This is a genomic window from Nitrincola tapanii (assembly GCF_008368715.1).
Lineage (GTDB): Bacteria > Pseudomonadota > Gammaproteobacteria > Pseudomonadales > Balneatricaceae > Nitrincola > Nitrincola tapanii.
The window spans coordinates 65,634-88,663 of record NZ_SMRS01000008.1; the positions used below are offsets into that span (position 1 = coordinate 65,634).

At 50.9% G+C, this 23,030-nt stretch carries 19 protein-coding genes; 13 read left to right on the forward strand and 6 right to left on the reverse strand.

The genetic code is table 11. The annotated features are described in order from the left end of the window. The first annotated feature begins 22 nt into the window (after window positions 1–22). Together guaA and tadA are read left to right on the forward strand one after the other, a co-directional pair. Window positions 23–1,603 (forward strand): glutamine-hydrolyzing GMP synthase, encoded by a 1,581-nt coding sequence (gene guaA, locus E1H14_RS11040; RefSeq protein ID WP_149391537.1) that lies wholly within the window; start codon window positions 23–25, stop codon window positions 1,601–1,603. A gap of 11 nt (window positions 1,604–1,614) precedes the next feature. Beyond that, window positions 1,615–2,118, forward strand: a complete 504-nt coding sequence (gene tadA / locus E1H14_RS11045; RefSeq protein ID WP_149391538.1) for a tRNA adenosine(34) deaminase TadA — start codon at window positions 1,615–1,617, stop codon at window positions 2,116–2,118. A gap of 66 nt (window positions 2,119–2,184) precedes the next feature. Here tadA and mltF read toward each other — a convergent pair whose 3' ends face one another. Then, entirely contained in the window at window positions 2,185–3,681 is a 1,497-nt protein-coding gene (mltF, locus tag E1H14_RS11050; RefSeq protein WP_149391539.1) for a membrane-bound lytic murein transglycosylase MltF, read from the reverse strand. A 108-nt stretch (window positions 3,682–3,789) separates the two neighbouring features. Between mltF and purL the strand changes: the two genes are divergently transcribed. After that, complete coding sequence (purL, locus tag E1H14_RS11055) at window positions 3,790–7,692, forward strand: phosphoribosylformylglycinamidine synthase (protein ID WP_149391540.1); 3,903 nt, start codon at window positions 3,790–3,792, stop codon at window positions 7,690–7,692. A 186-nt stretch (window positions 7,693–7,878) separates the two neighbouring features. Here purL and E1H14_RS11060 read toward each other — a convergent pair whose 3' ends face one another. Both E1H14_RS11060 and E1H14_RS11065 read right to left on the reverse strand, forming a co-directional pair. Continuing rightward, window positions 7,879–8,475 carry an OmpA family protein gene (locus E1H14_RS11060; protein WP_149391541.1) on the reverse strand — a complete coding sequence of 199 codons (597 nt, stop codon included), beginning with the start codon at window positions 8,473–8,475 and terminating at the stop codon, window positions 7,879–7,881. Window positions 8,476–8,633: 158 nt separating this feature from the next. Further along, a complete protein-coding gene (locus E1H14_RS11065; protein WP_149391542.1) occupies window positions 8,634–8,933 on the reverse strand; it encodes a YciI family protein in 300 nt (99 codons plus the stop codon). 129 nt (window positions 8,934–9,062) lie between these two features. Here E1H14_RS11065 and E1H14_RS11070 point away from each other — a divergent pair, with 129 nt between their 5' ends. The 4 genes from E1H14_RS11070 (at window position 9,063) to rluB (ending at window position 12,008) form a co-directional block, all read left to right on the forward strand. Then, window positions 9,063–9,905 carry a PHP domain-containing protein gene (locus E1H14_RS11070; RefSeq protein ID WP_149391543.1) on the forward strand — a complete coding sequence of 281 codons (843 nt, stop codon included), beginning with the start codon at window positions 9,063–9,065 and terminating at the stop codon, window positions 9,903–9,905. 37 nt (window positions 9,906–9,942) lie between these two features. Next, on the forward strand, window positions 9,943–10,560 hold the full coding sequence (locus tag E1H14_RS11075; protein ID WP_149391544.1) for an L-threonylcarbamoyladenylate synthase: 618 nt from the start codon (window positions 9,943–9,945) through the stop codon (window positions 10,558–10,560). Window positions 10,561–10,653: 93 nt separating this feature from the next. After that, window positions 10,654–11,049 (forward strand): H-NS histone family protein, encoded by a 396-nt coding sequence (locus E1H14_RS11080; protein WP_149391545.1) that lies wholly within the window; start codon window positions 10,654–10,656, stop codon window positions 11,047–11,049. Between the two features lie 38 nt (window positions 11,050–11,087). Further along, on the forward strand, window positions 11,088–12,008 hold the full coding sequence (gene rluB, locus E1H14_RS11085; RefSeq protein ID WP_149391546.1) for a 23S rRNA pseudouridine(2605) synthase RluB: 921 nt from the start codon (window positions 11,088–11,090) through the stop codon (window positions 12,006–12,008). A 33-nt stretch (window positions 12,009–12,041) separates the two neighbouring features. Here the strand turns inward: rluB and E1H14_RS11090 are convergent, their stop codons facing one another. From E1H14_RS11090 to ubiG, 3 genes are read right to left on the reverse strand one after another with little or no spacing between them, the layout of a single operon-like run. Then, on the reverse strand, window positions 12,042–12,797 hold the full coding sequence (locus E1H14_RS11090; protein WP_149391547.1) for a YciK family oxidoreductase: 756 nt from the start codon (window positions 12,795–12,797) through the stop codon (window positions 12,042–12,044). Between the two features lie 3 nt (window positions 12,798–12,800). Continuing rightward, the gene (locus E1H14_RS11095) at window positions 12,801–13,505 is read right to left on the reverse strand and encodes an HAD family hydrolase (RefSeq protein WP_149391548.1); all 705 of its coding nucleotides are present in this window, start codon (window positions 13,503–13,505) and stop codon (window positions 12,801–12,803) included. After that, on the reverse strand, window positions 13,502–14,224 hold the full coding sequence (gene ubiG, locus E1H14_RS11100; RefSeq protein ID WP_149391549.1) for a bifunctional 2-polyprenyl-6-hydroxyphenol methylase/3-demethylubiquinol 3-O-methyltransferase UbiG: 723 nt from the start codon (window positions 14,222–14,224) through the stop codon (window positions 13,502–13,504). Before ubiG ends, E1H14_RS11095 begins: the two co-directional genes overlap by 4 nt. 146 nt (window positions 14,225–14,370) lie before the next feature. Here ubiG and gyrA point away from each other — a divergent pair, with 146 nt between their 5' ends. From gyrA to cmk, 6 genes are read left to right on the forward strand one after another with little or no spacing between them, the layout of a single operon-like run. After that, window positions 14,371–16,983 (forward strand): DNA gyrase subunit A, encoded by a 2,613-nt coding sequence (gyrA, locus tag E1H14_RS11105; protein ID WP_149391648.1) that lies wholly within the window; start codon window positions 14,371–14,373, stop codon window positions 16,981–16,983. A gap of 29 nt (window positions 16,984–17,012) precedes the next feature. Next, the gene (serC, locus tag E1H14_RS11110; RefSeq protein ID WP_149391550.1) at window positions 17,013–18,095 is read left to right on the forward strand and encodes a 3-phosphoserine/phosphohydroxythreonine transaminase; all 1,083 of its coding nucleotides are present in this window, start codon (window positions 17,013–17,015) and stop codon (window positions 18,093–18,095) included. A 12-nt stretch (window positions 18,096–18,107) separates the two neighbouring features. Next, window positions 18,108–18,986 carry a chorismate mutase gene (pheA, locus tag E1H14_RS11115; protein ID WP_149391551.1) on the forward strand — a complete coding sequence of 293 codons (879 nt, stop codon included), beginning with the start codon at window positions 18,108–18,110 and terminating at the stop codon, window positions 18,984–18,986. A gap of 22 nt (window positions 18,987–19,008) precedes the next feature. Beyond that, window positions 19,009–20,112, forward strand: coding sequence for a histidinol-phosphate transaminase (hisC, locus tag E1H14_RS11120; RefSeq protein WP_149391552.1), 1,104 nt, complete (start codon window positions 19,009–19,011; stop codon window positions 20,110–20,112). Beyond that, on the forward strand, window positions 20,106–22,319 hold the full coding sequence (locus E1H14_RS11125) for a prephenate dehydrogenase/arogenate dehydrogenase family protein (protein WP_235017447.1): 2,214 nt from the start codon (window positions 20,106–20,108) through the stop codon (window positions 22,317–22,319). Before hisC ends, E1H14_RS11125 begins: the two co-directional genes overlap by 7 nt. Continuing rightward, window positions 22,319–23,008, forward strand: a complete 690-nt coding sequence (gene cmk, locus E1H14_RS11130) for a (d)CMP kinase (RefSeq protein WP_149391553.1) — start codon at window positions 22,319–22,321, stop codon at window positions 23,006–23,008. The genes E1H14_RS11125 and cmk overlap by 1 nt, the downstream gene beginning before the upstream one ends. Window positions 23,009–23,030: the final 22 nt, after the last annotated feature.

Here is a 23,030-nt window from a genome sequence, read left to right on the forward strand (position 1 = left end):
GTGTCTGTTGGAGTTACTGAGCATGAGTCACGATATTCACGCAGAGCGTATCCTGATCCTTGATTTTGGATCTCAATACACCCAGTTGATTGCACGCCGTGTGCGTGAGATAGGGGTTTACAGCGAAATACACCCTTGGGATATGGATGCGCAAGCAATTCGTGATTTTGCTCCCAAGGGCATCATTCTGGCAGGTGGCCCTGAATCGGTGACAGAGCTTGATTCGCCCAGGGCGCCTCAGGAAGTGTTTGAAATGGGAATTCCGCTCTTGGGGATCTGCTATGGCATGCAAACCATGGCAGAACAGCTGGGGGGAGCCGTTGAAAGTTCAGAGAAGCGTGAGTTTGGTTATGCACGCGTGCGCTTGGCAGACAGCCCTAGTCGGTTATTGGAAGGGATTGAAGACCATATTGCCAATAATGGTGCTCTGTCTCTGGATGTGTGGATGAGCCATGGTGATAAGGTCACACGTTTGCCTGAAGGTTTTCATATCATCGCCTCCACAGATTCGGCACCTATCGCCGCGATGTGTGATCCTGCGCGCCAGTTTTATGCGGTGCAATTCCATCCTGAAGTCACTCACACAAAGCAGGGGATGCGTATTCTCGACCGCTTTGTTCACGAAATCAGTGGCACGCAGAGTCTATGGACAGCTCAGAATATCATTGATGATTTGATTGCCAAGGTGCGTCAGCAGGTGGGTAACGGAACCGTACTTTTAGGCCTGTCCGGAGGGGTGGATTCCTCTGTTGTGGCGGCCCTCTTGCATAAAGCGATCGGCGATCAGTTGACCTGCGTCTTTGTCGATAATGGCCTGTTGCGTAAGCATGAAGGTAATCAGGTCATGGAGATGTTTGCCCGTAACATGGGTGTTCGCGTGATTCGTGCGGATGCAGAAGAGCAGTTCCTGTCGCGCTTGGCGGGGGTGTCTGATCCTGAAGCTAAACGTAAGATTATTGGTAATACATTTATTGAGGTCTTTGATACAGAGGCGACAAAACTCAAAGATTGTCGTTTCCTAGCTCAGGGAACGATCTACCCCGATGTGATTGAGTCGGCCGCTTCTAAAACGGGTAAGGCGCATGTGATCAAGTCCCACCATAACGTGGGTGGCTTGCCTGAAGATATGCAGTTTGAGTTGGTTGAGCCTCTGCGTGAGCTGTTCAAAGATGAGGTGCGCAAGATTGGCCTAGAGTTGGGTCTACCCTATGACATGGTTTATCGTCATCCTTTCCCAGGCCCTGGTTTAGGTGTGCGTATTCTTGGAGAGGTGAAAAAAGAGTATGCGGAAATCTTGCGTGAGGCAGATGCCATCTTTATCGAAGAGTTGCACAAAGCGGATTGGTACCACAAAACCAGTCAGGCGTTTGCGGTGTTTTTGCCAGTGAAATCTGTAGGGGTGGTCGGGGATGGTCGCCGTTATGAATATGTCATTGCTTTGCGCGCGGTGGAAACGATTGACTTTATGACAGCACGTTGGGCGCACCTTCCTTATGATTTGCTGGAAACGGTTTCCAGTCGTATCATCAATGAAATCGCTCAGGTTTCACGCGTCACTTATGATGTGTCGAGTAAACCGCCTGCGACAATCGAGTGGGAATAACCTGTCGCTAGATGTTTGAGCTCAATCTCGAAGAAGATCAGCGCTGGATGCGTGAGGCTTTATTGCTGGCGCAGCAGGCCGCGGATCAGGGAGAGGTTCCCGTTGGCGCGGTGGTGGTGTTAAACGGGCAAATCATTGGGCGAGGTTTTAACTCGCCCATCTCTAAGCTTGATCCGAGTGCACATGCTGAGGTGCTCGCTTTGCGTGAAGCCGCCTTGACCTTGGGTAACTATCGTTTGGTTGAGGCGGATCTTTATGTCACTTTAGAGCCTTGTATGATGTGTGCGGGTGCTCTGGTGCATGCGCGCATTCGTCGGGTTATTTATGCCGCCACTGAGCCTAAGTCGGGGGCGCATGTGAGTCAGTTGCCGGCCTTTGATTTACCCCACTTGAATCACCATCCGCAGGTGCGAGCAGGGGTTTTAGCAGAAGAAAGTTCGGCCTTGCTCAGTGCATTTTTTAAGCAAAGGCGTGCGCAAAAACGTGCGGCAAAACAAGCGCAGGCTCCGGAGTAATCTTCAGCACCCAGATGTAGAGGTTTTAGCTTGGGGTGCGGATATTTCCTCTTGAACACTCTCAGGTCAAAGGCTGGGCGCAAAGTTGCGTAGAATGCGTTCACTTTGTTCGCGTAGACTTTCAGGATCGAGTCTCTCAGCAGTTTCACTCTGCTCGCTGAGTAAGCGGCCAAAGCTATGCTGTAACTCCCAGTGCAAAATATCCATATATTTACGAATATTATCAACATAGCGCACCGGCTCATGACCACGAGCATAACCGTGACGAAGCTGAGTGTAATAGCGCTCCTGTGCCAGCAAGGGGAGGTGGCGCCGCACATCCTCCCAGCGATCCGGGTTAAAACCTTTTTGCTGCGTTAAGCGTCTGGCATCCGCCAGATGGCCCAGTCCAACATTATAAGCGGCCAGTGCAAACCAAGTGTGATCAGGCTCTGGAATGCGTTCGGGTATGCGCTCTTTCATATTCGCCAGATATTGTGCGCCGCCGAGAATGCTTTGGATGGGGTCGGTCCGATCCGTCACGCCGACCTCTCTTGCAGCCGGGTGTGTCAGCATCATAATCCCTCTAACCCCCGTGGGTGAAACTGCATCGGCATCCCAAAGTGATTCTTGATAGCCGACTGCCGCCAGAAGTAACCAGTCTAATCCGGTATTCTCAGCCGCTTGTAGGAAATGGGTTTCGAGAGGTAAAAAGCGTTCCTCTAGGTGCGTGCGCAGAGACTGGGTATCGAAAAAGTTGAGTGGATTCTGGCGTGGGCTGAAATGGCGTATTTCTAAATCACGAATCAGGGCTTGTGTCGATTCTAGGTTGAAGAAGTCCTGCAGGGCTTGCATCAGTTCCCTATCTGCATTACCGGGCAGCATCCAGGTGATCGGTTGGGCATCACCGAGAGCAAAGGATTTCTGTAAGCCAGGAAAAAAGGATTTCTGGGTGTCAAAGAAGAAGCTATCCGTCAGCATGAAGTCGAGTGATTGCTCCTGGACAGCGCGCATTAAATCCAGAGTGTCGGCCTCTTCACGGATTTCAAACTGCAACTGCGGATGCTCAAGGTTCAGCTTCTGTAAGAGTTCAGCTTGGCTGGAGTTGGCGAGCACGGCAAGATTTTTTTGATAGAGATCGCTCAGGGTTTTTGGAGCGGGGCGGCCTCTGCGTTCACGGTAGATGACGTTTGAGGTGGTATGCCGATAGATGGGGCCAGGTTTAAAGTTCTTTAAGCGATCGTCTGTCAGTTGTAAATTCGATGCAAGAAGATGAACGCTGCGTTGATTCAGGAAGCTAAATAGTTGATTAAGATTGTTGGCAACCTGGAGTTCAAGTTCAACACCTAAGTAGTCGGCAAAGGCTTGAGCCAGCTCATATTCAAAGCCGGTATCTTCACTGCGATCCTGATAATAGGTCATGGGGCTGTTCAGGGTTCCCACGCGCAGAATGCCTTGTTCGCGAATACTGGTGAGCAGAGAGGTGGAGCTAAGATTGATCCAGGCCAAAGCAAACATCAGCCCCAAGGTGGCCAATAAGAGAAGACTCTCCTTCACAGGTTGTTTGGCATCTAGGCTGAACATGCTTTCTGCTTTTCTGGTATCCAAGGGGCTGAATCGGGTAAACTAGACGTTTATTTTCCCGCTGTTATTTCCTGTTTAGCAGGCACACACAAGAGGCTCGAATTCAACATGCTCGTACTGCGTGGAGCACCGGCTCTGTCGGATTTTCGTCATGATAAGCTGCTATCAACCCTACAATCACAGATCCCTTCTGTGACTGGAGTTTATGCAGAGTACATGCATTTTGCTGATCTTGAATCAGCCTTGACTGACGATCAGCACTCTGTTTTGGAGCGTCTGTTGCGCTACGGTCCAGCGGTACAGGCTGAAGAGCCTGCCGGACAGCTGTTTTTGGTCATCCCGCGCCCGGGTACGATTTCACCTTGGTCAAGCAAGGCCACTGATATCGCACACAACTGTGGTCTGGCATCGATCAAGCGTCTTGAGCGAGGTTTAGCCTACTATATTCGTAGTGAGTCTGCACTGGATTCTCAGGCAATCATACAGATTGCTGCACTCTTACATGATCGTATGGTGCAAAGCGTCATTCATTCGACTGAAGAAGCTTCCAGTTTGTTCCGTGCTGAATTACCACGTGAGCTCGCACGTGTGGAGATCTTAGCTCAGGGGCGTCCAGCACTTGAGCAGGCTAATCGGGAGTTAGGTTTAGCCCTGGCAGAAGATGAGATCGATTATTTGCTGGCTAGCTTTCAAGAGTTAGGCCGCAATCCGACGGATGTTGAGCTGATGATGTTTGCTCAGGCCAACTCAGAGCATTGCCGTCATAAGATCTTTAATGCGAGCTGGGAAATCGATGGTGAGCAGCAGGATCGCTCTCTGTTTGGCATGATCAAAAATACCTATGAGCAGGCGGGTGATAATGTCTTGTCAGCTTATAAAGATAATGCTGCGGTCATTGTGGGGAGTGAAGCGGGTCGCTTCTTCCCAAACCCTGAAACAACTGAGTACGCTTATCATCAAGAACCGATTCATATTTTGATGAAGGTTGAGACGCACAATCATCCTACCGCCATTGCACCGCATCCGGGTGCGGCAACCGGATCAGGCGGTGAGATTCGTGATGAAGGGGCCACGGGGCGTGGTGCTAAACCTAAAGCGGGTCTGACGGGTTTCACCGTTTCCGATCTTAATATTCCGGGTTTTGAGCAGCCTTGGGAATCCGCTTACGGTAAACCGGATCGCATTGTGACCCCTCTGGATATCATGATTGAGGGTCCGATCGGGGGAGCTGCCTTTAACAATGAATTTGGTCGTCCCAATCTCACAGGTTATTTCCGTACCTTCGAGCAGAAGGTTCCAGGTGCTGCGGGCGATGAAGTGCGTGGTTATCATAAACCCATCATGATCGCTGGCGGGATGGGTAATATCCGCGCTGATCATGTTGAAAAAGGTGAGATACGTGTCGGTGCCCAGCTAATTTGCTTAGGGGGGCCGGCCATGTTGATCGGTTTGGGCGGTGGCGCTGCCTCCTCAATGACCTCGGGTAGCTCGGCCGCAGATCTGGATTTTGCGTCAGTACAGCGTGAAAACCCTGAGTTGGAGCGTCGCTGTCAGGAGGTGATCGATCGCTGCTGGCAGTTAGGGGATGCGAATCCGATCGCTTTCATCCACGATGTAGGTGCCGGTGGTCTTTCCAATGCATTCCCAGAGCTGGTAAAAGATGGGGGGCGTGGTGGACGCTTTGAGTTGCGCAATATCAATAATGATGAGCCTGGCCTGTCACCTTTGGAAATCTGGTGTAACGAAGCCCAGGAGCGCTATGTCCTGGCCGTGAATCCAGAAGATATGCCGCGCTTCCAGGCTATTTGTGAGCGTGAGCGCTGCCCTTATGCGGTAGTGGGTGAGGCGACCGAGGCGCATCATTTGATTTTGAATGATCAGCATTTTGATGCCCGTCCAGTGGATTTGCCGATGAGCGTGTTATTTGGTAAGCCGCCCAAAATGCATCGTGAAGTTCAGCGTCAGGCCGTCACTTTGCCCGCATTTGAGGCTCAGAACTTAGAGCTTGAGGAGGCGATAGAGCGCGTTCTGCGCTTGCCTGCCGTGGCATCCAAGTCCTTCTTGATCACTATTGGGGATCGTACTATTACAGGTCTGGTCGCGCGTGATCAGATGGTGGGTCCTTGGCAGGTGCCTGTAGCGGATTGTGCGGTGACCGCGGCATCTTTTGATACCTATGCTGGTGAAGCGATGGCGATGGGTGAGCGCACTCCGTTGGCATTAATCGATGCGCCGGCATCAGGTCGGATGGCTGTGGGCGAGACGCTCACGAATTTGGCGGCTGCAGCCATTACGGATTTACGGGATGTAAAACTTTCAGCGAACTGGATGTCTGCCGCTGGCCATCCGGGTGAGGATGAAAAGCTCTTTGATACCGTTAAGGCCGTAGGTATGGAGCTTTGCCCGGCTTTGGGTATTACGATTCCAGTGGGTAAGGATTCTATGTCCATGCGCACGGTTTGGCAGGATGAGGGCGAGTCTAAAAGTGTGACGGCGCCTATGTCCCTGATCATCTCTGGCTTTGCGCCAGTGAGTGATGTGCGTAAAACCTTAACCCCTGAGCTACAAAGGGATCAGGGTGAAACAGATTTATTGCTGATCGATTTAGGTGCAGGGCAGAATCGTTTAGGTCTGTCAGCTCTGGCCCAGGTCTATAATCAGGTCGGGCAGGCGGTGCCTGATTTAGATGATCCGGAGCTGATGCAGGCATTTTTTGCGGCCATACAAGAATTAAATGCTCAGGGATTGTTGCTGGCGTATCACGATCGATCTGATGGCGGTTTGCTGGCGACCTTGGTGGAAATGGCGTTTGCGGGGCGCTGCGGTTTAGATGTACAGCTCGATATGTTGGCAGCGGATGAAAGTGAAATCTGTGCGGCACTCTTTGCTGAAGAGTTAGGCGCCGTGATTCAAATACGTCGCCAGGATACGGAAAAAGTATTGACGGAGCTGAACGCAGCCGGTTTAGGTGAGTTGGTTTCTGTTCTGGGCAGTTTGAATCAGGATGATCAGATCAATTTCTACTTTGATGAAGAAGAAATTTACAGTGAGAGTCGCGCGCTTCTGCAAGCAATCTGGTCAGAGACTTCCTATCAGATACAATCACTGCGTGATAATCCCGAATGTGCTCAGCAAGAGTTTGAGCGTATTCAGGATCGCCAAGATCCGGGTTTGCATGTCAATCTGACCTATGATCCAAGCGACGATATCGCAGCACCTTATATCTCTAGCGGCGTGCGTCCCAAGGTTGCGATCTTGCGTGAGCAGGGCGTGAATGGTCAGTTAGAGATGGCTGCAGCATTTGATCGTGCAGGATTTTCGGCGCTCGATGTACACATGAGTGATATCTTGTCCGGTCGTGTGGAATTAGATCAATTCCAGTCTTTAGTGGCGTGCGGTGGCTTCTCTTACGGTGACGTTCTGGGAGCTGGAGAGGGTTGGGCAAAATCAGCGTTATTTAATGCTCGTGCGCGTGATCAGTTTGCGGCTTTCTTTGCGCGTCCAGATACCTTAGCTCTCGGAGTGTGTAACGGCTGTCAGATGATGTCTAATATGCATGAGTTGATCCCAGGCTCGGAGCATTGGCCGCGCTTCGTGCGCAATCTGTCTGAGCAGTTTGAAGCACGTGTTGCCATGGTTGAGGTGATGGGCAGTCCTTCTGCTTTCTTGCAGGGGATGGTGGGTTCACGAATGCCAATTGCGATTGCGCATGGTGAAGGACGCACAGAATTCCGTGATGCTGAGCATCTGAATCACCTGCAGCAGTCTGGTAAAGTAGCTCTGCGTTATGTGGATAACTACGGTGCCGTGACCGAAACCTATCCGGCTAATCCTAATGGTTCACCTGCGGGAATCGCTGGGGTCACGACGCCAGATGGACGTGTTACGATCATGATGCCACATCCTGAGCGTATGTTTAGAAGCGTTCAGCATTCATGGCATCCGGCGGATTGGTCGGAAGATGGTAGTTGGATGCGGATGTTCCGTAACGCACGTGCTTGGTTAAAATAAATTCTATGATCTACAAGTGCCTGCCTCTTCTCAAGAGAGGTGGGTGCTGAGTGACTCTTCTGAATCCCGATTGAGTTTTGGTTGTTACCTAAGCCAGTACAAGCATAAAAAAAGCCAGTCTGAGACTGGCTTTTTTGTGAGTGCTGTTTATGAACACTCTTTATTGGCGCTTAGGCGCGTCAGACATTAGTTCTGAACGCGACGAGTACCTTTGATTTCAACGTCTACACGACGGTCTGGACGCAAGCAAGCGATCAGCTCAGCACCACGGCCTGTGCAGTTTGCAACGGGAGAACGGCTACCCATAGAGCTAGTAGTCATCTTGCCAGCGTCAACGCCTGCATTGGCCAGAGCTGCAGCAACGGCGTCAGCACGACGCTGAGACAGGCGATCGTTGTATGCCATGTTACCGATACGGTCAGCATGGCCTGTCAGGTGGATGCTTTCCAGAGTAGCCAGTGAGCCGATGTGGTTAACGATAGTAGAAATATCGCCTACACGGGTGCTGTCAAAATCAAAGTATAAAGCGAATTTACGTTCGATATCAGCGATTTCTGGAGCAGGTGCTGGAGCTGGAGCGGGAGCTGGCTCAGCCTGAGCGACATAGCCTGCACAGCCAGGGATTGCTTTATCCTGTGACCAGAAAGAAGTCTGCCAGCACTCACCGAAACTGGTGCGCCATACAGTGTCACTGGAGTTAGTCAGGTAGCCAGAAGCGCCAGCATGTGCGGCAGATACGCCGAGAGACAGTGCCAGGCCTGCTGCAATAGCAAGTTTCTTCATCATCATTTCCTTGTGCCAGGTTGGATGTTGGTCTTTTAGTTAAGTCTAGTCTATTTAAGCCGAATCTACCTTAACCTTAGATAAACGAGCCACAGCTGCAGCCGTTAGAGCTAAATGGTTAAGTTTTACCCATCAGAGTATAACAGATCTCACCGTTATCAGGGCAATACCTTCTTGTAGGGCTTGACCAAAACATCTTTATAAACTCCAGCGGCTAGGTAGGGATCGGCTTGTGCCCAGGACTCTGCGGCTTGAAGTGATGCAAACTCCGCTACAATCAGGCTGCCGGTGAAGCCTGCAGGGCCTGGATCTTCGCTATCGATGGCAGGATGAGGGCCGGCTATCAGTAAGCGTCCTTCATTTTGCAGCTGTTTCAGGCGTTCAAGATGTTGAGGGCGAGCGGTCATTCGTGCTTCAAGGCTATTGGTCACATCGGTTGCCATGATGGCGTAATACATAAATAAGCTCCTTAATATAGGGTTTGTGCTCTAGAGTCTGGGTGATTTAGCGGCTGAAGTTGAACTAGATTCAGCATTATGGCGGTAACTGCAGTAGAATGAAAAAACATTTAAAGGCTGGGAAAAGTCATGCATTACGATCTACATCTGCATAGCAACGCATCAGATGGTGCTTTAGCGCCAACTGAATTGATCCAGTTATGTGCAAGTGAGTCTATCGAGTACCTAGCCATTACGGATCATGACACCTGTCGAGGTTACGCTGAAGCACAGGCGGCGGCTACACAAGTAGGTATACACCTGTTTGCAGGCATTGAATTTACCTGTCTTTGGAAAGATCGTGTCATTCATGTGCTGGGATTGGGATTGGATTTAACGGTGCCCGCTTTGCAGCAATATATGGATGAGTTGGTTGATCTGCGTATGGAGCGTGCCGAGCGTATTGCAAATAAGCTGATTAAAAAAGGCTTGCCCGCAGATTTGTTAGCGCGAGTCTTAGCAAAAGCAGGTGAGGGACAAGTTGGACGCCCCCACTTTGCATCCGTATTGGTCGAGTTGGGTGTGGTTGATTCTGAACAGGCGGCTTTTGAGAAGTATTTAGGTCAGAGTCGGCCCGGTCATGTGAAGGTTTTATGGCCTGATTTGGCTCGAACGCTGGAGCTTATTCAGCAGTTAAAAGGCTTTTCGATCATTGCCCATCCGACCAAGTATCGATTTACCTTCACTAAACTGCGCGCGTTGGTAGATGACTTTATTCAACTAGGCGGTCAAGGAGTGGAAGTGAGCTATCCCGGGTTGAATCCAGATCAAGGAAAAGAGTTGCAACGTCTTGCCGCACAAAAAAATCTTTTACTCTCCGCCGGTAGTGATTTTCATTCGAAACAATCTGCTTGGTCCTACCCAGGTCGTTTTCCAAGTCTGGAGATGAGTGATCAACATGTGTTAATGCATTTAATCGAGGCGGCAGCCTAAGGGTGGCGCCTCGATCTGGATATTTAAAGAGGATGATATGAGTCAGTTCTTTCAAATTCATGCGGAAAATCCGCAAAAACGCTTGATCGCACAAGCGGTTGAAATTCTAAGGCAGGGTGGGGTTGTGGCCTATCCAACCGACTGTGCTTATGCCTTGGGGTGTTGTCTTGAAGATAAAAAAGCGATGGAACGTATCAAGCAAATTCGTCAGTTAGACGATAAACACAATTTCACGCTGGTCTGTAAGGATCTGTCTGAAATCGCAACCTACGCAAAAGTGGATAATAGTGTGTATCGTTTATTAAAAGCGCATACACCGGGTGCTTATACATTTATCCTGAATGCAACCAGTGAAGTACCCAGACGCTTGTTGCATCCTAAGCGTCGAACGATAGGGATGCGTGTGCCTGATAATCCGATCGTACAAGCATTATTAGACCAGCTTGGCGAACCGATTATGAGTACCTCATTAATTATGCCTGGTGATGAATTGCCTTTAACCGATCCATATGAAATGCGCGATCTATTACAGCATCATGTCGATTTGATCATTGATGGCGGGTTTTGTGGTATGGAAGCGACGACGGTAGTCAATTTAACCGGTGAGGCTCCAGAGATTGTGCGTTTAGGGGCGGGAGATCCCAGCATTTTTTAATAAAATAAAAAATATTGCTCGGCTTAATATTGCATTCGTTGAGTTGTTATTGATAATTGTCCCGAGACTTAATAAAAAAGGAAACCTACCAAAATGTCCGACATTATCAAAATTTTGACACGTAAAAACTCTCTGCGTAAACAATGCCAAGAGCTTTCTGCTCTGGACATCGAAAAAATCATTACCGATTTGCAAGAGATTTTGGTCGAGCGTCAGGAAGATGAGGCGCGTCGTGAAGCTGAAGAGCGTCAGCGCGTAGAAAAAATCGAGAAAATCCGTCTAGCAATGAAAGAAGCGGGTATCGATTTGGCAGATCTGGCCGATTTAGTGGATGCACCTTCACGTAAGGTGGTAAAAGCTAAATATGTGATTACCGATGCGGAAGGCCAGCAGCATGAGTGGTCGGGCCGTGGTCGTACTCCTGTTGTTTTCCAGGAGTATATGTCAGCGCGTGGTATTTCTAAGGATCAATTGCCGACTCTCGATTAAGTGAGTGGCTTGGATTCTGAGTATTTAAGGTAGCGTCAATGAATAGTGAAAAGTTACAAAAAGTATTGGCGCGCTCCGGATTAGGCTCACGTCGTGAGATGGAGCGTTGGATAGAAGAAGGGCGAGTCACGTTAAATGGCGAGCTTGCCCGGTTAGGGGATCGAGTAGGTGAGTCAGATCGTGTAGTCGTCGATGGGCGTCAAATCGATTTGATCTTGGCCGATGCTCAACCTCGGCGCGTACTCATGTACAACAAGCCGTTGGGTGAAGTGTGTACGCGTCATGATCCAGAAGGGCGGCCGACGGTCTTTGCCTCCTTGCCACCCTTGCAAAACGGTCGTTGGATTGTCATCGGGCGTTTGGATATCAACACCACGGGTTTATTGCTGTTCACGACGGATGGTGAGTTGGCAAACCGTTTAATGCACCCCTCTGCGCAGATCGACCGTGAATACGCAGCGCGTGTGCTCGGAGAGGTCTCAGACGAGATGCTGGAGCGACTCAAGCAGGGAGTGTTGCTCGAGGATGGTATGGCGCGCTTTACCGATGTGCGCTTCTTTGATGGTGAAGGTGCGAATAAATGGTTCCATTGCGTACTGATGGAAGGGCGCAATCGTGAGGTTCGTCGTCTCTGGGAGTCCCAGGGTATTCAGGTCAACCGTCTGAAGCGTGTGCGTTTTGGCCCGGTTTTCTTACCTAGTGATGTTAAGGTCGGGACTTGGCGCGAGTTGACGCATAAGGAATGCAATATATTGGCGGCGGAAGTGGACTTGCCGCCGGCACCTTGGTTGGAAACACGTACTCCGCAGCAGCGTTTAGATGCAGAGCGTCGTTTTAAAAAGCAAAAAGTACGTCAGCGTGCGGATGGCCCCACTCCTAATGCTGAAACCAAACCGACTAAGAAGCCAGCGAAAAAAGCGCGTTCAGTTGGCCGTCGCAGCCCGCGTGGACGTGGCTAAACTCCTTCCTATGCTATTGGCATAAGCCAGGGTTCAGGCTTGACCTGAACCCTGTGCATCTAAAGATTGACCTTTAACACCACGACTATCCGGTCCCATTAAATAAAGATAAAGAGGCATAATCTCTTTCGGAGTCGGATTGTTTTCAGGATTTTCTGCAGGATAAGCATACGCACGCATGCGTGTACGCGTTGCTCCTGGGTTGATTGCATTCACGCGAAGTTGAGGGTTATTTTCTATTTCGTCGGCTAAAACCTGCATCATCCCTTCAATTGCAAATTTAGAGACGGCGTACGCCCCCCAGAAGGCTTTGCCCTGACGGCCTACACTGGAGCTGGTAAAGAGAATCGAGGCATCGTCAGAGGCCTGTAGCAGGGGCATGAGAATCTGGGTCAGCATAAAGGGCGCATGCACATTCACCTGCATCACCTGATTCCAGATAACCGGGTCGTAGTTCTCTAAAGGAGTGCGTACGCCCAAGATGCCAGCATTATGCAGGATGCCGTCTAGGCGTCCGAATTCTTGATGAAGTGTGTTGCAGAGTTCGATGTAATCATGTTCAGTCGCAGTTTCTAGGTTCATAGGGACGATGGCCGCCTGTGGATAACCCGCTGCTTCAATTTCATCATAGAGAGATTCTAGAAACTCTAGTGTTTTTCCGAGCAGGATGACAGTCGCGCCGTGCGCAGCATATTGGCGAGCCGCTTCACGTCCAATGCCATCACCTGCGCCAGTCACTAAAATGATACGATCTTTGAGCAAATCCTGCGGTGCTGTGTACTGAAACATAATTTAAGCCTTATGAATGTTCTCGCCAGAAAATGAAAGCCCAATAGAAGTGAGAGAGTCTAGCAGGGGGAGGAGTTGCTGCGAACAGTCTACGGCAAAATCACTACACCAGCTGAGAGGGTCTTCTCCTAGTTCCAGATAACCATAGCCTGCTGCAATTGTGCGCATCCCCGCGGAACGACCTGCCACGATGTCGCGTTCATGATCACCCACATAGAGCGAATGCTCGCAACGACTACGCGTTTGTTGGCAGGCGAGGAATAAGCCCTCGGGATCGGGCTTAGTACGTGAAACATCTTCTGGGCAGATCAGGGTATGGCAGCGCTGTGTCAGCTTGAGTGCTTCTAGGATCGGTTGGCTGTAGCGAGCCGGTTTATTGGTGACGATTCCCCAAGTGATTTCGTGTGCTTCCAGCCAGTTGAGTAGCGCTTGAATGCCAGGAAAAAGCTGACTATCGACCACGGGGTTAGCGGCATATTCATCGAGCATCCAGCTCAAGAGTTGTTCTTGGCGTGAGAGGCTAAGCTCAGGAAAAGCAGAGCGGATCACCGCGGCACCGCCGTGGGAGACCGAGGGGCGCAGAGCCGCGTACGCGATGGGTTGCATGCCTTCCTGCGCGCGTAGTTGGTTCACTAGGCGATGAAAGTCGGGGGCTGAATCAATGAAGGTGCCGTCTAGGTCAAAAAATACCGCATCCAGCTTGCTCACATCTCCTCCGGTTTTTGACAGGCGATCATATAATTAACATCCACATCACGCGGATTGAGGCGGTATTCACGTGTCAGTGGGTTGTATACCAGTCCGGTCATTTCGATGAGGTTTAGGCCGCTGTTGCGCACCCATTCGGCCAGCTCAGCAGGCTTAACAAATTTGCTGAACTCATGCGTGCCTTGTGGTACCAGTTTAAGCAGGCGCTCGGCAGCGAGGATGGCAAAGAGGTAGCTTTTAGGATTGCGATTTAGGGTGGATAAAAAGAGATAACCACCCGGTTTGACCATTTGAGCGCAGGCTTTCACGACCGATGCAGGATCAGGCACATGCTCGATCATCTCCATGCAGGTGACGATATCAAAACTTTCTGGGTGCTCAAGCGCCATCTCTTCGGCAGTAATGCGTTGATAGCGCACTTGAGCTCCGCTTTCTAAACCATGCAGTTTGGCGACCTTGAGAGGGGCTTCACCCATATCAATACCGGTCACCTCGGCGCCTCTCAGAGCCATGGACTCCGATAGGATGCCGCCTCCACAACCTACATCCAGAACACGCTTGCCAGCCAGTTGAGCAATGCGGTCAATGAAACCCACCCGTAGCGGGTTGATGTCATGTAAGGGTTTGAATTCACTATTGCGATCCCACCAACGACTGGCCAGTTCTTCAAACTTGGCAATTTCCGCCGGATCCAGATTTAAGCGATTGGGCTGGCTCATGCTGTCTCTCAATCAGTTCTTTACGAAGTTGGATTCTAGCACCCATAGCAGAGGTGAGTCAGCGTATCTTTATGTTACAATTGCCGGCTAATCCGATGCCGCTTTCTGGGCATCTTATGCATACCGAATCAAGGAACGCCGAGCGAATGGGTGATTTAGCCAAAGAAGTTCTGCCAGTTAATATTGAAGATGAGCTGAAACAGTCCTACCTCGACTATGCCATGAGTGTCATTGTCGGCCGTGCTTTGCCCGATGTCCGTGATGGCCTCAAGCCTGTGCATCGCCGGGTATTGTTTGCCATGCACGAATTGGGTAATGACTGGAACAAAGCTTACAAAAAATCGGCACGTGTGGTCGGGGATGTCATCGGTAAATACCATCCTCATGGCGACAGTGCGGTTTACGATACGATCGTACGTATGGCGCAGGATTTCTCCATGCGCGCCCCGCTGGTGGATGGTCAGGGCAACTTCGGTTCTGTAGACGGTGATAGCGCAGCAGCGATGCGTTATACCGAAATCCGTATGGCTAAGATCGCACATGAACTTCTAGCCGATCTGGATAAAGAAACCGTCGATTTTGTGGATAACTATGACGGTACCGAGCGTATTCCTGCGGTTTTGCCAACCCGAGTGCCCAATCTGCTGGTGAATGGCTCTTCCGGAATTGCGGTCGGCATGGCGACCAACATACCCCCTCATCATTTAGGTGAGGTGGTTCGAGGCTGTTTAGCCTTGATCGAAAACCCTGATCTGACCATTGATGAGTTGATGGAGTTTATTCCGGGTCCCGATTTCCCAACGGGCGGCATCATCAATGGTCGAGCCGGTATTGTGCAGGCGTATCGAACTGGGCGTGGCCGTATTTATGTACGGGCTAAGCATCATGTTGAGGACAATCCGCGTAATGGGCGTCCGATGCTGGTGATCACGGAGATCCCTTATCAGCTGAACAAGGCACGCACGATTGAAAAAATCGCCGAGCTGGTGAAAGAGAAAAAACTGGAAGGGATCAGTGAGCTGCGTGATGAGTCGGATAAGGACGGTATGCGTATCGTCATCGAGTTGCGCCGTGGTGAAGTCCCCGAAGTTATCATTAATAATCTCTTTACCCAAACTCAGCTGCAAAGTGTGTTTGGTATCAATATGGTGGCCTTGGTCGATGGCCAGCCTAAGACGCTTGATCTCAAGTCGATGCTGGAATGTTTTATTGTGCATCGTCGAGAAGTGGTCACACGTCGTACCGTTTATGAACTGCGTAAAGCGCGTGAACGTGCGCATGTTTTGGAAGGTTTGGCGATCGCTTTGGCCAATATCGACCCGGTGATTCAGCTGATTAAAGAATCACCGACACCCGCGGATGCACGTGAGCGTTTGATTGCGACCCCTTGGCTGCCAGGAAATGTTCTGGAGATGCTGGCGCAGGCGGGTGAGGATGCATGCCGTCCTGATGATCTTGAGCCTCAGTTTGGTTTGCGTGAAGGACGCTATTACCTGTCGCCAGCGCAGGCCCAGGCGATTCTGGAGCTGCGTCTGCATCGTTTGACGGGCCTAGAACATGAAAAACTCATTGCTGAATACCGTGCGCTGATCGATAAAATCGCTGAACTCTTGCATATCCTAGGTTCGCGTGAGCGCTTGATGGAAGTGATTCGTGAGGAGCTGGAAGCGATCGTCGCCGAGTACGCCGATACCCGTCGTACGGAAATTATGGCATCACAGCAAGATCTCACCGTTGCTGATTTAATCACCGAAGAAGATATGGTGGTGACGTTTTCGCATGCAGGTTATGCCAAGACCCAACCTCTGACCGATTATCAGGCTCAGCGCCGTGGCGGTAAGGGCAAGTCTGCAACTGCGATGAAAGATGAGGATTTTATTGAGCATCTACTCATTGCGAATACACATGACACGATTCTCTGCTTCACTAGCCGTGGCAAGGTGTACTGGCTCAAAGTGTATGAAATTCCACCGGCTAGCCGTGCGTCGCGTGGGCGGCCTATCGTGAATATCTTGCCTTTAGAGGAAGAGGAGCGGATTACCGCGATTCTGCCGATCAAGGAGTTTGACGCTGATCGTTTTATCTTTATGGCGACGGCGCAAGGTACGGTGAAAAAGACGCCGCTGCAAAGTTTTGCACGTCCACGTAGCAGTGGTCTGATTGCGCTGGATATCCTCGAAGGTGATCGCCTGATAGGGGCTTCCATCACCACTGGCCAAGACGATGTCATGCTGGTGACCCGTTCGGGTAAAGCGATACGCTTCCATGAAGACGATGTGCGTCAGATGGGTCGTACGGCCCGTGGTGTTCGCGGTGTACGTCTGTTGAGCGAAGAGGATCAGGTGATTGCGCTGATCATTCCGCAACCTGAAGGGAAGGTCCTTACAGCCTCAGAAAAGGGCTATGGCAAACAAACCCCAATCACCGAATTTCCGCTGCGTGGACGTGGTGGTCAAGGGGTGATTGCGATGCAGTGCACTGAGCGTAATGGTGCTTTGGCGGGAGCGGTTCAAGTCTTTGATGGCGATGGTGTGATGTTGATCAGTAACCGTGGCACCTTAGTACGTACCCGTGTGGCTGAAATCTCCCAGCTCGGTCGTAACACCCAAGGGGTGATGCTGATTCGTTTGAGCGAGGATGAGCAGTTAGTCGGCTTGGCCCGTATCGAGGAACCGGAAGAGTCGGATGAGGTGGTATTGACAGAAGTTGACGTCACCCCCGCAGCCGATGACTCAGATCTATCTTCAACCGATGTTTGAGCATCGGTCTTTTTTCAGGCAGAAATAAGATGACGCGTAAATACAATTTTAGCGCCGGCCCTGCGGCTTTACCGGATCAAGTGCTTCAACAAGCCCAGGCTGAATTGGCGGATTGGCAGGGTAAAGGCCTGTCGATTATGGAAATGAGTCACCGCAGTGATGAGTTTGTCAGTGTGGCGACAGCTGCTGAGCAAGATCTTCGTGATTTGATGCAGATTCCGGATCATTACAAGGTGCTCTTCCTGCAAGGCGGTGCGACCAGCCAGTTTGGTATGATCCCGATGAATCTCTTGGGTCAGAAAACACAAGCGGATTACATTAATACCGGTATCTGGTCAAAAAAAGCGATTGCGGAAGCTAAGCGTTATGCTCAGGTGAATGTTGTCGCCAGTACCGAAGCGGAAAACTTCACACGTGTGCCGCGAGCAGATGAGCTGAATCTCAGTGCAGAGGCCGCTTATCTTCATTACACCAGTAATGAAACGATCGGTGGCTTAGAGTTCGATTACATTCCAGATGCCGGTCAAACTCCCTTGGTTGTGGATATGTCGTCTGACATTTTGTCCCAGCCGGTAGAGGTGAGTCGTTTTGGTTTGATCTATGCGGGTGCACAGAAAAATATTGGCCCAGCAGGTTTAACGGTTGTCATCGTACGTGAAGACCTCTTAGGTCAGGCACTGCCGACAACCCCGACCATGTATGACTATAAGGTCCATGCCGATGCCGATTCCATGCATAACACACCTCCAACCTTTGCCTGGTATTTGGCAGGGCTGGTGTTTAAATGGCTGAAAGCTCAGGGTGGAGTAGAAGGCATCGCCGAAATCAATTTGCGTAAAGCGCGTAAATTGTATGCAGCGATTGATGCCAGTGATTTTTATGCGAACCCGATTGCCTTGCCAAATCGTTCAATCATGAACGTGCCTTTTACCCTTGCGGATACACAGCTGGAAAGTCGTTTTCTAGTGGAAGCTGAGGCGGCGGGCTTGTTAAACCTGCAGGGACATCGTTCGGTCGGTGGTATGCGGGCGAGTATCTACAACGCCGTCTCTGAAACGGCTGTGGAGGCTTTAATTGAGTTTATGCAGCATTTCGAGAAGACACGAGCTTAAATAGGTAACGCCATGACTGAGCCTACTGCGCCCTTGACCCAAGAAGCGGCCTTAACTGAGCTGCGTAATCAGATCGATGCGTTAGATCTGCAGATTCAACAGTTGATTAATGCTCGGGCACGATGTGCGCAGTCAGTGGCCGAAGTAAAGCAGCGTTTTCAGCCGGATCAGCAGGTCGTGTTCTATCGTCCTGAGCGTGAAGCGCAGGTGCTCAGACGGGTGATGGAGCGCAACGAAGGGCCTTTAGCCGATACGGATATGGCACGGATTTTTCGTGAAATCATGTCCGTCTGTTTGGCCCTGGAGCAGCCCTTACAGGTTGCTTATCCAGGTCCAGAGGGTGGTTTTACTGAGCAGGCGGTACGCAAGCATTTTGGTCACTCGGTTCAAGCACAAGCTTTGGCCGGATTAGAGCCAGTATTTCGTGCTGTGCAAGCAGGTCAGTGTCAGTATGCGGTTGTTCCGATAGAAAGCCCTGAGGCCGGATTGGTGAGTCATAGCCTCGACCTTTTCTGGCGTTTTGATCTGCAGATTTGTGGTGAAGTAGAGCTGCAACTGATGGCCAGTGATGATCGACCGGAAGGTCGTGTACGTTACTTGGTACTGGGGCAGCAAAGCGTAGCACCGAGTGGTCAAGATAAAACATCATTGCTGCTCTGTGCTGCGGATCAACCCGGAACCCTTTATGCGTTACTGGAGCCTTTCCGACAGCGTCAAATTAGCCTGACACGCTTAGAAACACGCACACAAACGCCTGCTCAGCAGACACTCTTCTACATCGACTTTGAAGGGCATGCAGAGGACCCGATGGTTTGTGATGTCTTAGCTGAGTTAAAGGCACATCCTATTCAACTTAAGTGCTTAGGGTCCTATCCGAAAGCCGTTCTTTGATTGCCATTTGCAGGTGATGATCATGGCATGTGATTTTTTAAAGTTGGCGGTTGCGGGTGTGCAGAGCTTACAACCCTATCAGCCCGGTAAACCGATCGAAGAGTTGGAGCGCGAGCTGGGGATCAGCAATAGTATTAAGCTCGCCAGTAATGAAAATCCTCTGGGCCCTTCCCCCAAAGCGCTAGCCGCTATTGAGCAGAGCTTAAAAGAGTTGGCGCGTTATCCAGACAGTAACGGCCATCTGCTGAAACAGGCGCTTTATCAGCGCTTTGCACTTAAGCCGGAGCAGATTACCTTGGGTAACGGCTCCAATGATTTGTTGGAAATGATCGCCCGTTGTTTTTTACAACCCGGCACCGAAGCGGTATTTTCGGAATATAGCTTTATTGTCTACCCCTTAGTGACTCAGGCGTGTGGTGCACAAGGTGTGATCGCACCTGCGCGTGAGTTTGGTCACAATCTACAAGCGATGGCCGAGGCGGTGACTGATAAAACACGTTTAGTGTTTATTGCCAATCCGAATAATCCGACCGGCACTTATGTGTCCAGTCGGGAGTTGTGTGCTTTTCTAGATCATCTGCCTCAACAGGTGTTAGTGGTTCTAGATGAGGCTTATACAGAATATGTCACGCGCGAAGACTTCCCCAATGGTTTGGATCTGTTGGCGCGGTATCCTAATTTGATCGTGACTCGAACCTTCTCTAAGGCCTATGGTTTGGCTGCTTTGCGCGTGGGTTACGCAGTGGCACATCCCGAGATTACAGATCTACTCAACCGTGTGCGCCAGCCCTTTAATGTCAATACACCGGCTTTGGCCGCAGCGGCCGCTATGTTGGAAGATAGCGAGTATTTAGAGAAGAGTTTAGCGCTGAATACACGGGGGTTAGACCAGTTAACACAAGGATTACGTGCTCTCGGCTTGGGATATATTCCTTCCGTGGCCAACTTTATTACCTTGGATTTAGCGCGTAATGCTCTGCCAGTTTATCAAGCCCTGCTGAAAGAGGGGGTCATTGTGCGTCCTCTAGGCGTCTATGCGATGCCGCATCATTTACGCATTAGCGTTGGAACAGATGCTGAAAATACTCGCTTTTTACGGGCGTTGAAAAAGGTATTGGCGTGCTGAAATATAAAATCCAACGGGTTTTAGTGATTGGTTTGGGTCTCATTGGTGGCTCGTTTGCCAAGGCGCTGAAGTCACGACGCTTAGTGGAAGAGGTGTTAGGCTATGACCGAAATCTGGATGACTGCCACCTAGGAGTACGTTTAGGGGTGATTGATCGGGTTGCCGAGGATCTGCCCCTCGCGCTTACCACAGCGGATTTGGTGGTGCTGGCCGTGCCGGTGAAAGTGATGGAGCAGGTCTTGGTTGAAGTGGCACCACATCTGTCTCCCAAAACCTTGCTGACCGATGTTGGCAGTACCAAGTTGAATATTATTCAAGCGGCAGAGCGCGTTTTGGGGCGCTTGCCGTCGACCTTTATACCCGGTCACCCGATAGCAGGGGCTGAAAAAAGTGGTGTCCGTGCCGCCGATGCGGATCTGTTTGAGCGGCATAAAGTCATCTTGACGCCTACCGAAGCTTCGGATTCTGAAGCGACACTGCAAATTGCGCGCCTGTGGCAGGCAGTCGGAGCGGAAGTCTTGCAGATGGACCCCGCGCGTCATGATCAAGTCCTCGCAGCGACCAGTCATTTACCTCACATGCTCGCCTTTTCCTTAGTCGATACCCTGGCGCATGAAGAGGAAAATCGCGATATTTTTCGTTACGCAGCCGGTGGCTTTCGCGACTTTACCCGTATCGCAGCCAGTGACCCGGTGATGTGGCATGACATCTGCCAAGCCAACCGTGATGCGTTACTCAAGCAGATCGATCAATTCAGCGCCGGGCTGGGCAAGTTGCGTCAAGCAATTGCCACGGGCGACAGCCAGTCTTTACTGGGCATTTTTACGCGTGCAAGAGTGGCGCGAGAGCATTTTAGTCGTCTTCTGGCAGGTTCCGCCTATTCGCATTCTAATCAAGCGATTGATCTCAAAATTCTGCCCGGTAGTCAGCTACAGGGTGAACTGCAAGTCCCTGGTGATCGCTCCATATCGCATCGAGCGGTGGTCTTAGCCGCGCTCGCAGAAGGGGTGAGCGATCTGTATGGTTTTCTCGAAGGTGAAGACAGTCTAGCAACCCTGCAAGCACTACGTGATATGGGGGTGGTGATTGAAGGGCCGCATCAAGGGCATGTACGAATTTATGGTGTAGGTTTGCAGGGTTTACAGCCTGCTCCTGGACCTTTGTACTTAGGACATTCTATCGTCAGTATGCGCTTGTTAATGGGAATTTTGGCGGCTCAGCCTTTTGCCAGTGAGCTGTGTGGTGATGAGGCATTGAATCAAGCCTCGATGGAGTCGGTGATGCGTCCATTGCGTGCCATGGGAGCATGGATTGAGAGTGCCGAAAACTTCTGTCCCCCGATTCGAATCACGCCTGTGGCCCAATTGCTCGGTCGGCAACATCGCTTGCCGCAGGCCAGTGCACAGGTCAAATCTGCGCTGCTTTTAGCAGGGCTTTATGCTCAAGGTAGCACCCAAGTTCTGAGTCCGGGGAGCAGTCGAGATCATACCGAGCGCTTGCTCTCAGCGATGGAATATCCTCTGGAACAAAGCATTCATGAAGCGCAGGAGCGGGTGGCACTCTTATCTGAAGGTGCCTTAAAGCCGCTGAATTTGGATATTCCAGGTGATTTTATGGCCGCCTTAGCCTTAGTGGTGGCGGCATTAATCACACCGCAAGCGACGCTGAGATTAAAGAAAATTGGCGTCAATCCAACACGTACCCAGGCTTTCACCCTGCTGCAACGTATGGGCGCTAAGCTGGAGCTCCACGCACTAGAGATGCATTCAGGTGAGCCGGTGGCTGAGGTGCGTGTGAGTTCATCTCTTTTACAAGGGATCTCACTGAGTGCTGAAGAAAGCGCAAGTTTGGGCGACAACCTACTGTTTATCGTGGTGGCAGCGATGCATGCGCAAAGTGCCAGTGAGCTGATATTCGCTAAACCCTTGTCGAGCGCACAAATAGCCGGCCTTGAGCAGTTACAACGCTTAGGGGCGAAGTTGGCTTGGGTGGATGCGAAGCATTTACAGATCACTCCAGCGGCGCTCAAGGGAGGAGAGATTAAAGGTGAATTGGAAGCCAACATTCAGCTTGCCTTGGTGGTGGCGGCTGTGGGCGCTGAGCAAGAAGTGAGATTGCAACAGGCTCAGATCCTTTTGACCGCTTTCCCAGAGTTAATAGAACAGGCACAGAGTGCCGGTCTTCGTATACATAAGGAGTCAGACTGATGTCCAGTCAGTTGAACAGGAAGGTGATTACCGTTGATGGTCCCAGCGGTTCAGGCAAAGGCACCATCTGCCGTTTACTTGCGCAGGAACTCGGCTGGCATCTGCTGGATAGTGGAGCACTCTATCGTCTGACAGCAATGGCTGCTCGGCATCATGGTGTGGCCCTGGACGATGTTGAATCTTTACAGGTGCTGGCCGCGCATTTAGATGTGCAATTTCGAACCGATGGGCAGGACGATCTCAAAGTGATCTTGGAGGGCGAAGAAGTGACGCGCTCCATGCGCACGGAGGAGGTGGGAGCCGATGCGTCTTTAGTTGCAGCCTTGGGGCCTGTGCGGCAGGCCCTGTTACAGCGACAACGTGATTTTGCTCAGGCACCCGGGCTGATTGCAGACGGCCGTGATATGGGAACTGTGGTTTTTCCTGAGGCCTGCTTGAAAATATATCTTGATGCCAGTGCAGAAGAGCGTGCACAACGCCGGTATAACCAGTTGATTAGCAAGGGTCTGAGTGCTAGCCTTGATGATATATTGAGCGACATTCAGGCGCGGGACGATCGTGATATGAATCGGCCTGTTTCCCCGCTCAAGCCAGCGCCGGAAGCGGTGATTCTGGACACCACCCAACTAACCATTGAGGAGGTGTTAGAGGTGGTGCTGGATCAAGCAAAACATAAAGGGCTGCGCTAGGTGGCTAGCAGAGTGAGGATTG